This window comes from Rickettsia africae ESF-5 (assembly GCF_000023005.1).
In the GTDB taxonomy this organism is placed as follows: Bacteria; Pseudomonadota; Alphaproteobacteria; order Rickettsiales; family Rickettsiaceae; genus Rickettsia; species Rickettsia rickettsii.
In genome coordinates this window covers 513,726-526,944 of sequence record NC_012633.1, presented here as the reverse complement: position 1 = coordinate 526,944, position 13,219 = coordinate 513,726, and the positions used below count along the sequence as shown (strand labels likewise).

Below are 13,219 nucleotides of genomic sequence, written 5' to 3'. Positions count from 1 at the left end.
ATTAGTGTTGCAATAATAATTAATAAATATAAGCTATTTACTTTATAAATCAACCATTTTCTCTTAACTCCTTATTATACAACCTATAATATTCATCTTTATTCTTAAGCAATTGTGTATGAGTTCCTTGTTCACAAATCTCACCGTTTTTCATGACGATAATATTATCAAGATCGGTAATACTGCTTAAACGATGCGTAATAATTAAAGTGGTTTTTCCTTGGCGTAATTTCTTTAACGATTCTAGAATTTTCTGTTCGGAAGCTTGGTCTAAGCTGCTTGTTGCTTCATCCCAAATTAAAATAGGGGCATCTTTTAAGAAAGCTCTAGCAATAGATAAACGCTGACGCTGACCGCCTGAAAGAGTCGTCCCCTGCCCCCCTATCTGCGTGTCGTAACCATTCGGCAGATGCATAATAAACTCATGAGCATCGGCATATTTTGCTGCTCTAATTATTTCTTCTCTTGTAGCGTTTTCCTGACCGTATGCTATATTTTCTGCAACGCTTGTATCAAATAAATGAGTATCTTGAGTAACTAAGGAAATCTGACCTCTAAGTGAAGTAAGCTTAATATCTTTAATATCATGATTATTAATTAAAATTCTTCCTTCATTTGGATCATAAAAACGCACTAATAAATTACTAAGCGAAGTCTTAGCACTACCTGAACGCCCGACAAACGCAATAATTTTATGAGGTTCTAGCCTTAAATCTATATATTTTATAGCTATTTTACTCTCAAACCTTAAAGCTAGTTTTTCAAAAGTAATTTGTGGATTATATAAATCTACGTCTTTAGCATCTTCATGATCTTTAATAAGAGGCTCGGTATCCAAAATACTAAATACCCTCTTAGCTGCTGCTATTCCTTCTTGCAAATTAATATTTAACGATACCAAACTTTTAAACGGTCTATAAGCCGCTGCAAAAGAAGCCAAAAAAGCAAAAAGAGCCCCTGGCGTACTTTTCCCCTCCAGGACTAGATTACCTCCATACCATATCATCCCTCCAACTGCAAGACCGCTTAAACCCTCCATAATCGGTGAAACCATCGCATCTAGCTTAGATGTTTTTTTGTAGAACTCTAAAATATTATTAATAATCAACGATGCTCTATTACTTTCTATTTGTTCGCCTACAAAAGATTTAATAATCTTAATTGACTGAAATGTTTCATCAAGCCGAGAGGTATAATGCCCAAGCTCTTCTTGTGACTGTGCAAATATTCTTCTTATCTTTCTACCCATCCTTTGCACCGGATAAACAGCTAAAGGGAAAACAAGAAAAACTATGCAAGATAATAGCGGTTCTAAATGAAACATTGTTGCTATTAAACATACTACAGTTAGGAAATGTTTAGCACATCCGACAAGTAAGTTAGAAACAGCTCCACGCATCAAAGAAATATCATTAGTAAAACGAGATATTAAACGTCCTGAAGATTGGTTTTGAATAAAAGAAATATCGGCAAATAACAAATGCTCATACATTTTTATCTGTAAATCGTTTAGTACCCTCTGCCCAACAAATTTTATTAGATAATTCTGATAATACTCTGAAATTCCTTTTATAACAAAAGTTACAGTAAGCACTATAGGCATTATTATAAGCATTTCCTTATCATGCGTTAAAAAAACCTTATCAATAATAGGTCTAGCCGCATGTACGATCACTGCCGTACAAAGTGCTGCAACAACCATACAAAATATCGAAAAATATATTTTATTTGCGTAAGGTTTAACATGATCTTTTATCAGCCTTTTTATAACATCTGCGGCTGTGTAGTTATCATTTAAATTATTGTTATTCATTCTCGTTAAAAATATTAAATTGATGATGTGATTGATTCGGTACAGGCATTTTCAAATGCTCAAAAGCGGCAATCGTGATTACCCTACCTCTAGGAGTTCTTTGTAGTAAACCTATCTGTATAAGATAAGGCTCTATGGTTTCTTCAAGCGCATCACGTTGTTCAGATAAGGCAGCTGCAATCGTTTCAATTCCGACAGGACCGCCGTTATAATTATCCGCTATGAATTTTAGATAACGATAATCATTGCTATCAAGTCCTATGCAATCAACTTCCAAACGATTTAACCCAAAATCAGAGATTTCCTTATCTACTCTTGATTTACCGTCAACTGCTGCAAAATCTCTTATACGACGAAGCAATCTTAATGCAATTCTTGGCGTTCCTCTACTTCTTTTAGCTATTTCTTCAGAACCCGAATCGGTCAAATCAATATCAAGTAGTTTACTTGCTCTATTTAGAACTTTCTTCAATTCCTCGGTATTATAAAAATTTAGCCGCATAGGGATACCGAACCTATCACGCAAAGGATTACTAAGCAGCCCGAGGCGTGTGGTAGCACCGATTAAGGTAAATTTCGGCAAGGTTATTTTCACTGACCTTGCGGCAGATCCTTCACCGATAATTATATCAAGCTCAAAATCTTCCATAGCAGGATATAAAACCTCTTCAATCGCAGTATTTAAGCGGTGGATTTCATCAATAAATAATACATCGTTCTTTTCAAGATTGGTAAGAATAGCAGCAAGATCAGCGACCTTAAGTATAGCAGGACCGGAGGTGGATTTAAAATTACCGCCGATTTCGTTAGAGATAATTTTAGCAAGCGTAGTTTTACCAAGCCCGGGCGGACCGTAAAATAAAGTATGATCAAGATGCTCATTTCGAGATTTTGCAGCCTTAATAAATACCGAAAGATTTTCTTTAATCTGCTGTTGACCGACAAATTCTTGCAAATATGACGGCCTTATCGGCAATTCTTGATCATTTTCACTTTTTTCAGGTGATAATATATTAGTCATTATTTTAAATCGAATATAATGACTAATAATAGCCAAAAAATAGTTTTATGCTATAAATTATTTTAGACTTTTATATTAGCCCTCTTCATAGAAACTAGTGACCCCTTCTCTAAGTTTATCTACGGTTTCAAAAAATTTTTCTGTATCAGTGACGCCTAAGTTTTGTAATTCTTCTTTAAGGTAATTTTGATTTAATCCTTTACATAACTTGAAATAATGGCCAAATATCTCATTTGATAATATTATATTAGGATTTTCATAATAATTTTTCAAAACTTCTGCTACATCTTTTAGCGTAAGGTTATTTTCATCAGTTATTTCTGTAATTTGTGCGTCCAATTCTTGTCTATCTTGAGATTTCATTCCTATCTTATAACCTAAAATATTACATCCAATTAAGCTTTTATTCTATTTTATAGCATCCGATAAGACTTTCTTTTATTCCTCGCTTACTTCTGTACTTAATGAAAAATTCAATCCGGCAAGTTTAGTATTTTTAACAAATGAGGATCAGGCAGGAACATTATTATCAAAAAATATCCCACTTATATCTAAATCGCTTATTTTTGTTTCGTTTACTCTTAAGGTATCTAAAAGAACATCTATCTTATTAACATTATTCAAAGCATTTATAAAACTAATGTCAGTAATGCGGCATAGCGGATCTTTAAAAAATTCAGCAAATAACTTTATTGATTTTAAACTCCACGCAAAACTATCAATACTTAAGTACTTTATAGTAGCGTCTCCTTGTAAAGCATTAAATAACCCATTTTAAAGCATCTTCAGGAATTTTAGAGTATCCAGCAGCTGCAAATACCGGTGATTGTGGTACAAAATTAACCTCGGTAATACTTAAAGTAGCAGGGTCTTTCTATAGCTCTTTTAATATTTCTTCAGCCTGTATTTTTCCTAAATATTCTATTAACTTGGACATATATTGTACCTATTAATTTTAGTAATTAAAATTAATATAAAATAACTGCTAATTTATCAACTAAAAATTAGAATTTCGATTTTTCAGGGCTGTTTTGATTAATTCATCAATAGAGATTTCGGGATTTTGGGTAATGATGCCTTGAACAGCGTTTTGAGCTTCAAATCTAGAAAATCCTAGATTTACTAGAGCTTTTATTACTTCATTACTTGCAACGGGTGTGATATGCTTAATATTTAAGCTCTCTTTAATAATAGCTGAACCGCTTGATATTTTCGCTACTTTACCTTTCAGCTCTAGCACTATACGTTCAGCAAGTTTAGCCCCTACTCCGGATATTGCTTTAAATATATTTTTATCTTCATTATTTACAGCAATTTGAATATCTGAAGGCGTAAGGCTTGATAAGATAAATAAAGCCATTCTTGTACCTATACCGTTTACTGATTGTAGTAAATTAAAAAAAATCTTCTCTTCTAGATTCAAAAAACCGTAAAGATGAATATGTTCCTCTCTAACATGGGTTTCGATAAATAGTTTATAAAACTCCCCTTCAGCAAGTTTACCTAAAGTTTTACCTGAAGCATAGACTAAGTACCCTACCCCGTTTACGTCAATTATAACGTAATCATCGCCTTGGGCATCAACTTTACCACTTAATTGACCGATCATATATTTACTTTTTCTTTTTACTATATATTAAAATTAGTGTCGGTAAAGCGGTAATAATTGCTGCTAAGATGTAATGAATAACAAACGGTCTATCCATCATATGACACTGCCCATCATTAGGAATAGTTTGAGCCAAAACCATATAAGCAACTATTATCGTCACTACTATATATAGACCGGTGAAAAACAAATATTTTATAAAATTTTTCATGTTAATCTCTTTTTAAATCAGTGATATGATGTTATTCCTGCGAAAGCAGAAATCTAGGGATAAAGCAAGATAAATCGAGCTTTTAAAAAGCTTTAAAGTACTGGATTCCGGCTTTCGCGGAAATGGCATCAGAGGTTTTTTCTTCTCTTAAGTTAACACTCATACACGAAAGCGGGAATGACATTAAAAACTACACAAACTTATAATAAGTTTGATTCTTATACCCTTTACTTATTAAAAGTTTACGCTCTAAACCATATAACAAATCTCTACTAGCCGTTGCCGTAGAAATATTTTTATGTACAGTAATATAATCTTTTCTAGAAAACCATTGATCTATTAAATTAACCTTAGCAAATTCCATTCTAGATAAAGGCGTATTTGCCTCATATGTAATATTATTACTATATAATCTTAATGCTGCAACTATTTTATCAAGCATAAACTCGATAAATAAGGTCGATTCACCAAGCTTATCACACTTACTTAAAACACTATAATATTCACTTTGATTATTCCTTATCAAACTTTCAACGGAAATATACTCAAAAATTTTATTAGCTTGCATTAGTAATAATTGTTGCCATAATCTACCTATTCGTCCGTTACCGTCTGAAAAAGGATGGATAAATTCAAACTCATAATGAAATATACAAGCTTTAACTATTCCAGAAATTTGCTTATCTTGTGCTATAAACTCAAATAAATCCTGCATTAATAAAGATACACGGCGTGCCGTAGGGGCAAAATATATAATCTCTGTGCCTTTAAATATAGCGGCATTACCTTTACGCCACTTTCCGTTATCTTCTACTAATCCTTGCATTAATATCTCATGTGCTTTTAATAATGATTCAATTTTGAAGGGATTAAATATAGTCAGATTATTGTATAGTTTTATAGCATTTTTTACTTCTACAATATCTTTTTCAGGTGCGAGTACACGCTTGTCGTTTATTATATCGGTTATCTGCTCTACGCTTAAACTATTTCCTGCAATTGCTAAAGAAGAATGGATGGTTTTAATTTGATTATTTTTTCTAAGTTTTATAGGTTGAGAGTAAAGCTTGCTACCGGCTAAAATACCAAGCTCATAAGAAATATCTTGTGATAACTCCAAGATTTTATTAGTTATTTGAAAAGACGGTTTACTATTCATTATATGATAGTATCATATGATATTATCATTGTCTACCCAGAATATTTTTGCTATATCATTCCCATAGGGTATTAGCCTTATTGCATGACTCCAAAATCGTCATTGCGAGCAGCCGTAGACTGCGTGGCAATCTCACGAAATAATAACAAACTCCTAAGATTGCCTCATCAATTGCTATGCAATTTTCTCGTAATGACGTATATCTCTTTATTTTACAATACACTCATTAGACTACCTACCTCAATATCTTCTATAACACCACTTTTACGATCTTTTAATTCAACAATATTATTTGCGGCTTTTTTAGGACCAATTATAATTTGATGAGGTGAGCCTATAAGATCATGCGTTGCAAATTTACTGCCTGGACGTGCTTCGGTATCATCATATAACACTTCTATATTTTTATCTGATAGCTCTTTATAAGCCATTTCCGCAAGCTCTACGCATTTACTATCATGAATATTTAAATTAATTAGAGAAACTTTGAAAGGAGCAACGCTAGAAGGCCATATGATACCTTTCTCATCGCAATTTGCTTCTATGATAGCAGCAACTAACCTTGAAATGCCTATGCCGTAAGAACTCATTTCTATAGGAGTTAGTTTACCATACTCATCATTAATAAGTGCATTCATATTAACCGAATATTTTGAGCCTATATAAAAAATATGCCCGACTTCTATTCCTTTACTGCTGGTTATTTCTTGCTCAGATATAGGTAATTTATTTACTTCATATTTTTCTTCAGCTGCTGCGTACCAACTTTTAATTTCCTCTACATCGATATCAGGATTATCTTTTAATGTCTTAAATTTTTTATCGTAATAAATAGTACTTTCACCAGTTTCAGCGATTATATGAAACTCATGGCTTAAATTGCCACCGATCGGACCGTTATCGGCAATAACAGGGATAACAAACACGCCTAAATCCCTGAAAGCATTGATATAAGCCTTATACATTTGATTATAGGTTTTAACGGCATTTTCTTCATTTATATCAAAAGAATAAGCATCTTTCATTAAAAACTCTCGTCCTCTCATAACACCAAAACGAGGTCTAATCTCATCACGAAATTTCCATTGGATATGATAAAGATTTTTCGGCAAATCCTTATATGACTTAATATTATGACGAAAAATATCCGTAATCATATCTTCGTTAGTAGGACCGAATAGTAAAGTATTATCGTGGCGATCTTGAAATTTCAGCATTTCTTTACCGTAATTATCAAAACGTCCCGATTCCATCCATAAATGTGCCGGCTGAATGCAAGGCATTAGAACTTCCAAAGCTCCCGCTTTATTCATATTTAAGCGTACTATATTCTCGATATTCTTCAATACTTTTAAGCCAAGCGGAAGCCAAGTATAAATCCCTGCTGCTTGCTGCCTAATCATTCCGCTTCTAAGCATTAATTTATGCGAAGTTACTTGAGCTTCACTTGGCTCTTCCTTTAATACAGGTAAAAAATATTTTGATAATAACATATTTTATTTACTTTCTTGCTATATTTATAATCATTTATTTGGTTATCCCGTGGCTTGACCACGGGATCCAGTTTTTTTAAATTTTTTTCTGGATACCGCAATCAAGTCACGGTATGACAAAATGACTGGATTCCCACTTCCGCAGAAATGACATTAATAACGTATCACCTTTTAGCAGTAAGGTTTAAAAACTCATGACGATATTTCTGCTGTTCGGCAAATATACCCGTATAATGCATGGTATTCATAACACTATTATCTTGCATTACGCCACGCATTGACATACAGCTATGTACGGCAGAAATCTTAACGGCAACGCCAAGCGGCTTTAAATTCTCCTGCACGCTTTCTGCTATCTGTACCGTCATTTTTTCTTGGATTTGTAGTCTTCTAGCAAAAATATTTACTATTCGTGCTAGCTTACTTATGCCGACAATACAATTATCAGGAATATAAGCTATATCTACTGTACCGTTAAAAGGTAATATATGATGTTCACAGAAAGAGGTAAATTTTATATTCAGTAAGATAAAATCTTGAAAATTACAAGTTTCATAAAACTTGGTATTTAATATTTCTGCTACATCCTTTCCATAACCGGAAAATATTTCTACGTAGCTATTAATTACTCTATCAGGCGTTTGAAGCAACCCTTCTCTGCTTGGATCTTCACCAATGAATTTTAGTAACGTTCTTACTGCCTCTGTAGCTTCTTCTCTAGTTGGTTTACTCATGTGCTAGTTTTATACTTTTAAAAAATATTACTTTAACACAAATATATACAAACATCAAGCCGCCTACTATAGCAATAACCCCTCCTCCGCCCATCATTCCCATTAATAGCTTAGCTGACATCGGCATTACACTATTTGGGTCTTTCCGCATAACACCGTAACCACCGGCGAATGCTAGACCTAGTATGTGCAGAATCTGCCCGAATGTTAGGAGGTAAAATGTAAAATTAATAATATTGTCATTGCGAGGAGGCACGAAGTGCCGACACGATAATCTAGGGAGTTTTTGTATTACCTCATGAGATTGCCACGCTCTTTTTAGTCGCTCACAATGACGTTGATACCTCCCAATACCCAAATAACTACACCCCATACAAGCAATGCTAATCCCTACTATAGACCCGTGATAATGAGCAGGAATTGCTACATTTATCCCTGTGATATTCATTGCTATAAGCCCGCCAAGTAAGAATAAAGTAATAGAGCAAAGTAAGATGGTTTTGATTACTCTGTCATTTATTGTAACCGTGTCATCCCGCGGGATGACAAATACCCACACCAACTCAACCCCCATACCTATTAAACATAAAACAGGAGCAATGCCGCCTAGATATTTCATATGATTTGTATAGAATACTTTGAAGGCTCCATCGATAATATCATAAAATATATGACCGAAAAGTGTAAGAATTCCGAAAATAAAATTTAAATAAAGTAAGAAAAGATAGAATTTTTGACATTTCACTTCTCTAGCTATTAACTCTCTAAATAAACTAACCCAAATAAATATTAATATTTGAGTATATATAAATTGCAGTAAATGACCTCCGCTCCAAAAAAGTAATTCATAATAAAATTCTATCTCGATTGGAATAATTTGAATGATGTTTTGCAAGCCATTATAAGACCATCCAAAACAAACAAAGCTTAAAATAAACATTATAATAGTCGATAATACGGTAAAATTAACTAGACTATTTAAGTTCGTCCAATCGAAGAAATATAAAATATTTATAGCGTACAATAGCAATGTAACACCAAATAAGCTTAACCCCCCAATAAATACGATATTTTCAAGCATCGGTATATAATTATTCATCACCGGATTATGCCCAGCTATTGGGGAGATGGCGATTAGAAGAGTAGCTAGAAAAGCAAGTTTGGGGTAAAGGCGAAACACGTCATTGCAAGCGAACGTAGAGAGCGTGGCAATCTCAGAAATTTTGTATTGTTTCATGAGATTGCCGCGTCGAGGCTTTGCCTCTCCTCGCAATGACGTTTCACCTCCCCAAACACTAGCCGTAACGGACAATAACCAAATCAATACCGATAAATTAACATGAATAATTAAAGCAGATTTGAAAATATGCGGATTTGGGAAAAAGCTTGATAATTGCGGGGTACGTAGTACCACCAAAATAATTGAATATAAACCCGCAAATCCCAAGGATAAAATACCAAGCTTAAGCCAAGAATTAGTTAAGCTATTATTTTGCAATTGATTGGTAGAATTCATAACTACAGGTAAATATTAAATATAATCTACAAATAGCGCACAGTATTTAAATAAGCAATATTTTTTTATTTGCTTTAGAAGCTAACATACGATATTAATAAGTCAATCCAGAGTTAATAGTTAGATATGACTAACCACCTACGCATCGGTATCGGTATTTTAATCTTTGAATAATAGGAATGAAATTTTATTAGGTAAACATATTAGTTCCCATGGTGAGTCTAGTTATGCTCCTGTCGGTGGACATTTAGAATTTGGAGAAACATTTGTAGAATGTGCTATCCGTGAAGTTTTAGAAGAAACAAATCTGATCATTGAAAATCCACAATTGATAGCGGTGACTAACAATATTTTTGAAAAAGAACAAAAGTATTACATCTTGATTTGCCTTAAAGCTCATTGTTTAAATGAGCATGAATTACAGAATCTTGAGGCTCATAAAGTAGAAAACTGGTAGTGGTTTGCTCTTGATAATTTACCCTCTAACCTTTTTCTACCTCTAAAAAGACTCATTGAGAAAAAATGTTATTTATATAAAAAAAGTATTGATTAACTAAGTTTATCTAATTTTAAATATCCGGACGCGTATTTGTGTAAAACACTAGCAATAAGAGTTTGATAAGACATTCTTTCTTGTGCTGCAATTCTTTTTATATGATTTAAATCGTATAACGGCAATCTAATATTAATTCTTTCCGATTTTTTAAAAAAATTAGCTGCGGCAATTTTAGCTATATTTTTTGGCTCTCTAGTTCTTTTTTAGGTAACTCTAAAAGCTCATCTTGTTCAAAATAATCTAGTATTTCTTATTCTTTTTCAGTAAATTTGTATTTTTTCATAATCTAATCCTTAGCTTGACTAATCCTTAGCTTGACAATATCATCCTAACTTAGCAACATTAATAAATGATCACCTTGATTTATAATTATGATAATACAGATTTTATTGTTGTAGCGGATTGAATGGTGGGTTTGAGAAGACTTGAACTTCCGACCTCACGCTTATCAGGCGTGTGCTCTAACCAGCTGAGCTACAAACCCACAGTGTAGAAGTATGGTGAGCTCGCCGGGATTTGAACCCGGGACCCTTTGATTAAAAGTCAAATGCTCTACCGACTGAGCTACGAGCTCTTAAATATATTGCATATATTCAAAAATTATGTTTTACTTTATCGCCGAAAAAGGCTAATCTGTCAACAATTATTTTTTAATTTAAACTTAGGAAGTTTATGCGGCATCAGGACGTGGCTATAATTATCCCCTCAAGGCTAAGTTCAACTAGGCTTAAACAAAAACCGCTGCAGCTTATCGGCTCTATAACTTTAATCGAGCGGGTATTCACACAAGTAAATCAAGCGGGCCTTGAGCATACATATGTTGCGACCGACTCGGAAGAGATAGCAAGCGTTATTACAAAAGTCGGAGGAAAAGTAATATTCACAGATAGTGCTATCCCAACCGGTACTGATCGTACTTATGAAGCTTTTAAATTAATTCCAAATAATCAAAACATTAATTACATAGTTAATGTACAGGGAGATATGCCTTTCATTGAACCTAGCTCTATTTTGAAAATTATAGAATATTTAAAAAACAGCAAATACGATATTGTTACACCGATAGTCAAAGTAGATAGGGAATCAGTGAAAGCTAGTAGTAATGTTACCGTAGCGGTTGACTCGGCGGGAACAGCATTGTATTTTTCGCGTAGTCTTATTCCAAACGGTGCAGAAGAATTTTTATATCATGTAGGCATGTATGGTTTTCGCAAAAACGCTTTAGAAAAATTTGTATCTCTTAAGCCAACTTTTTTAGAAAAAACAGAACGTTTAGAACAATTACGTGTCCTTGAAAACGGCATGACTATAGGTACATGTTTAGTTGAGAATGTTCCTATTTCCGTAGATACGGAAGAAGACTTAAAAAAAGCAGTAAAATTTTACGAAAATATTAGTAAACTAGGTTTATAATAATGGTACATTTCATTTTTGTTACCGGCGGCGTTGTTTCATCACTCGGTAAAGGTCTAACGGCAGCATCTCTTGCTATGCTATTGCAAGCGAAAGGTTTTAGAGTAAGTGTACGAAAACTAGACCCTTATCTTAACATTGACCCGGGAACTATGAATCCTCACGAACATGGTGAGGTATATGTAACCGATGACGGAGCAGAAACCGATCTAGATCTTGGACATTATGAACGTTTTACCGGAGTTTCCGCATGCAAATTTGATAGCATCACAACAGGTGCGATATACTCAAAATTACTTAAAGATGAACGTTTAGGAAATTACGCCGGCGTTACTGTTCAAGTCATCCCGCATGTTACAAATATAATAAAAGATTTTATACTTTCAAACACCAAGGGTTTTGATTTTATTATTTGTGAAATAGGCGGTACAGTCGGTGATATTGAAGGTCTACCGTTTTTTGAAGCTATAAGGCAAATTGGTAACAAATTAAAAAGCGAAAATTGTTTATTTATTCATTTAACATTATTACCTTATGTTAAAACCGCCCGTGAATTAAAAATAAAACCTACCCAACACTCAGTTAAAGCATTACGCGCTATAGGTATTTCACCTAATATACTAGTGTGTCGTGCAGAACGTAACATTTCAAAAGGCGAAATAGATAAAATATCTTTATTGTGTAATATAGAATCTGAGTATGTTGTTCCGGCAATAGATCAAAAAAATATATATTTAGTACCAATTGCATATCATAATTCAGGTCTTGATAATAAAGTATTAAAATTTTTTAATATTAATATCATGCCATCTAAATTAGATAAATGGTATGATATAATTAATAGGCTAAAAGATTCTAATTCAAAAGTAAGAATCGCTATAATAGCTAAATATCATAAATTAAAAGATGCTTATAAATCAGTAATCGAGGCACTTGATCATGCAGGTATTTATTACAAATACAAAATTGATTTAGCATGGATAAATGCTGAAAATTTAACTGAAGAGAATATTAATAAAAAATTATTAGATATAGATGGGATTTTAGTACCAGGTGGATTTGGAGAACGGGCAACTAAAGGAAAAATTATAGCAATAAAATATGCCCGTACTAATAACATACCTTTTTTTGGAATATGTTTCGGTATGCAACTTGCGACGATCGAAATAGCTCAGAATTTAATCGGTATTAAAGATGCAGTAACGGAAGAATTTAAAGTAGACGGTACAAAAATTATTGAGAAAATAAATAAAAACTGTGAAGACTCAAAAATAACAATTGAAAATGTAAAAAAGACTATGAGGCTCGGCTCTTATCCTTGTAGTTTGGTCGCAAGTACCATTGCAGCTAATGCTTATAAAAGCCTTGAAATAAATGAGAGACATCGTCATAGATATAAATTTAATAATGAATTTCAAAATATTTTTGAAAAACACGGAATAGTATTTAGCGGTTTTTCAAAAGATGAAGAGATTGTAGAAATAATTGAACTACCGCTACTGCGTTGGTTCGTAGGAGTACAATTTCATCCGGAATTTAAATCTAAACCTTTTGAAGCTCATCCGTTATTTATTCAGTTTATTAAAGCAGCGATTGAGTATAACAAATGTAATTAACAACAATATATGAGACTATTTTAAAAAATCTTGACATAGTTTTTATTATAGTCTAGGGTGCATAAAAAATAATAGCCG

Annotated in this window: 12 protein-coding genes and 2 tRNA genes; 3 read left to right on the top strand and 11 right to left on the bottom strand. The window is 33.1% G+C overall.

The genetic code is table 11. The annotated features are described in order from the left end of the window. Positions 1-49: 49 nt before the first annotated feature. The 9 genes from RAF_RS02750 to RAF_RS02705 all read right to left on the bottom strand — a co-directional run bounded on the left by RAF_RS02750 (position 50) and on the right by RAF_RS02705 (position 9,556). Positions 50-1,813 carry an ABC transporter ATP-binding protein gene (locus RAF_RS02750; protein ID WP_012719644.1) on the bottom strand — a complete coding sequence of 588 codons (1,764 nt, stop codon included), beginning with the start codon at positions 1,811-1,813 and terminating at the stop codon, positions 50-52. Next, a complete protein-coding gene (gene ruvB / locus RAF_RS02745; RefSeq protein ID WP_012719643.1) occupies positions 1,806-2,834 on the bottom strand; it encodes a Holliday junction branch migration DNA helicase RuvB in 1,029 nt (342 codons plus the stop codon). Before ruvB ends, RAF_RS02750 begins: the two co-directional genes overlap by 8 nt. A gap of 75 nt (positions 2,835-2,909) precedes the next feature. Beyond that, the gene (locus RAF_RS02740; protein WP_012719642.1) at positions 2,910-3,197 is read right to left on the bottom strand and encodes a hypothetical protein; all 288 of its coding nucleotides are present in this window, start codon (positions 3,195-3,197) and stop codon (positions 2,910-2,912) included. Positions 3,198-3,831: 634 nt separating this feature from the next. After that, a complete protein-coding gene (gene ruvA / locus RAF_RS02730) occupies positions 3,832-4,443 on the bottom strand; it encodes a Holliday junction branch migration protein RuvA (protein WP_012719641.1) in 612 nt (203 codons plus the stop codon). A gap of 4 nt (positions 4,444-4,447) precedes the next feature. Then, positions 4,448-4,654 (bottom strand): hypothetical protein, encoded by a 207-nt coding sequence (locus RAF_RS02725; RefSeq protein WP_004995893.1) that lies wholly within the window; start codon positions 4,652-4,654, stop codon positions 4,448-4,450. A 190-nt stretch (positions 4,655-4,844) separates the two neighbouring features. After that, positions 4,845-5,813: a Fic family protein gene (locus RAF_RS02720; RefSeq protein WP_012719640.1), complete on the bottom strand. Its 969-nt coding sequence runs from the start codon at positions 5,811-5,813 to the stop codon at positions 4,845-4,847. A 212-nt stretch (positions 5,814-6,025) separates the two neighbouring features. Beyond that, positions 6,026-7,306: a proline--tRNA ligase gene (gene proS, locus RAF_RS02715; protein ID WP_010977166.1), complete on the bottom strand. Its 1,281-nt coding sequence runs from the start codon at positions 7,304-7,306 to the stop codon at positions 6,026-6,028. A gap of 164 nt (positions 7,307-7,470) precedes the next feature. Then, positions 7,471-8,040 carry a GTP cyclohydrolase I FolE gene (folE, locus tag RAF_RS02710; RefSeq protein ID WP_012719639.1) on the bottom strand — a complete coding sequence of 190 codons (570 nt, stop codon included), beginning with the start codon at positions 8,038-8,040 and terminating at the stop codon, positions 7,471-7,473. Then, positions 8,033-9,556 (bottom strand): cbb3-type cytochrome c oxidase subunit I, encoded by a 1,524-nt coding sequence (locus RAF_RS02705; RefSeq protein ID WP_012719638.1) that lies wholly within the window; start codon positions 9,554-9,556, stop codon positions 8,033-8,035. Before RAF_RS02705 ends, folE begins: the two co-directional genes overlap by 8 nt. Positions 9,557-9,722: 166 nt before the next feature. Between RAF_RS02705 and RAF_RS07690 the strand changes: the two genes are divergently transcribed. Beyond that, complete coding sequence (locus tag RAF_RS07690) at positions 9,723-10,013, top strand: nucleotide triphosphate diphosphatase NUDT15 (protein ID WP_012719637.1); 291 nt, start codon at positions 9,723-9,725, stop codon at positions 10,011-10,013. 506 nt (positions 10,014-10,519) lie between these two features. Here RAF_RS07690 and RAF_RS02695 read toward each other — a convergent pair. Both RAF_RS02695 and RAF_RS02690 read right to left on the bottom strand, forming a co-directional pair. Next, positions 10,520-10,596: transfer RNA gene (locus tag RAF_RS02695), tRNA-Ile, on the bottom strand. Positions 10,597-10,610: 14 nt separating this feature from the next. Then, positions 10,611-10,686: transfer RNA gene (locus tag RAF_RS02690), tRNA-Lys, on the bottom strand. Between the two features lie 98 nt (positions 10,687-10,784). Between RAF_RS02690 and RAF_RS02685 the strand changes: the two genes are divergently transcribed. Further along, complete coding sequence (locus RAF_RS02685) at positions 10,785-11,525, top strand: 3-deoxy-manno-octulosonate cytidylyltransferase (RefSeq protein ID WP_012719635.1); 741 nt, start codon at positions 10,785-10,787, stop codon at positions 11,523-11,525. A 2-nt stretch (positions 11,526-11,527) separates the two neighbouring features. Next, positions 11,528-13,141, top strand: a complete 1,614-nt coding sequence (locus RAF_RS02680; RefSeq protein WP_012719634.1) for a CTP synthase — start codon at positions 11,528-11,530, stop codon at positions 13,139-13,141. The last annotated feature ends 78 nt before the right edge of the window (positions 13,142-13,219 follow it).

Bases quoted from the DNA above. Each gene is read 5' to 3' on its own strand.
- RAF_RS02685 (WP_012719635.1), top strand. From the start codon at position 10,785: ATGCGGCATCAGGACGTGGCTATAATTATCCCCTCAAGGCTAAGTTCA.
- RAF_RS02750 (WP_012719644.1), bottom strand. From the start codon at position 1,813: ATGAATAACAATAATTTAAATGATAACTACACAGCCGCAGATGTTATA.
- proS (WP_010977166.1), bottom strand. From the start codon at position 7,306: ATGTTATTATCAAAATATTTTTTACCTGTATTAAAGGAAGAGCCAAGT.
- folE (WP_012719639.1), bottom strand. From the start codon at position 8,040: ATGAGTAAACCAACTAGAGAAGAAGCTACAGAGGCAGTAAGAACGTTA.
- RAF_RS02705 (WP_012719638.1), bottom strand. From the start codon at position 9,556: ATGAATTCTACCAATCAATTGCAAAATAATAGCTTAACTAATTCTTGG.
- ruvB (WP_012719643.1), bottom strand. From the start codon at position 2,834: ATGACTAATATATTATCACCTGAAAAAAGTGAAAATGATCAAGAATTG.
- RAF_RS02680 (WP_012719634.1), top strand. From the start codon at position 11,528: ATGGTACATTTCATTTTTGTTACCGGCGGCGTTGTTTCATCACTCGGT.
- RAF_RS02740 (WP_012719642.1), bottom strand. From the start codon at position 3,197: ATGAAATCTCAAGATAGACAAGAATTGGACGCACAAATTACAGAAATA.
- RAF_RS02725 (WP_004995893.1), bottom strand. From the start codon at position 4,654: ATGAAAAATTTTATAAAATATTTGTTTTTCACCGGTCTATATATAGTA.
- RAF_RS02720 (WP_012719640.1), bottom strand. From the start codon at position 5,813: ATGAATAGTAAACCGTCTTTTCAAATAACTAATAAAATCTTGGAGTTA.
- ruvA (WP_012719641.1), bottom strand. From the start codon at position 4,443: ATGATCGGTCAATTAAGTGGTAAAGTTGATGCCCAAGGCGATGATTAC.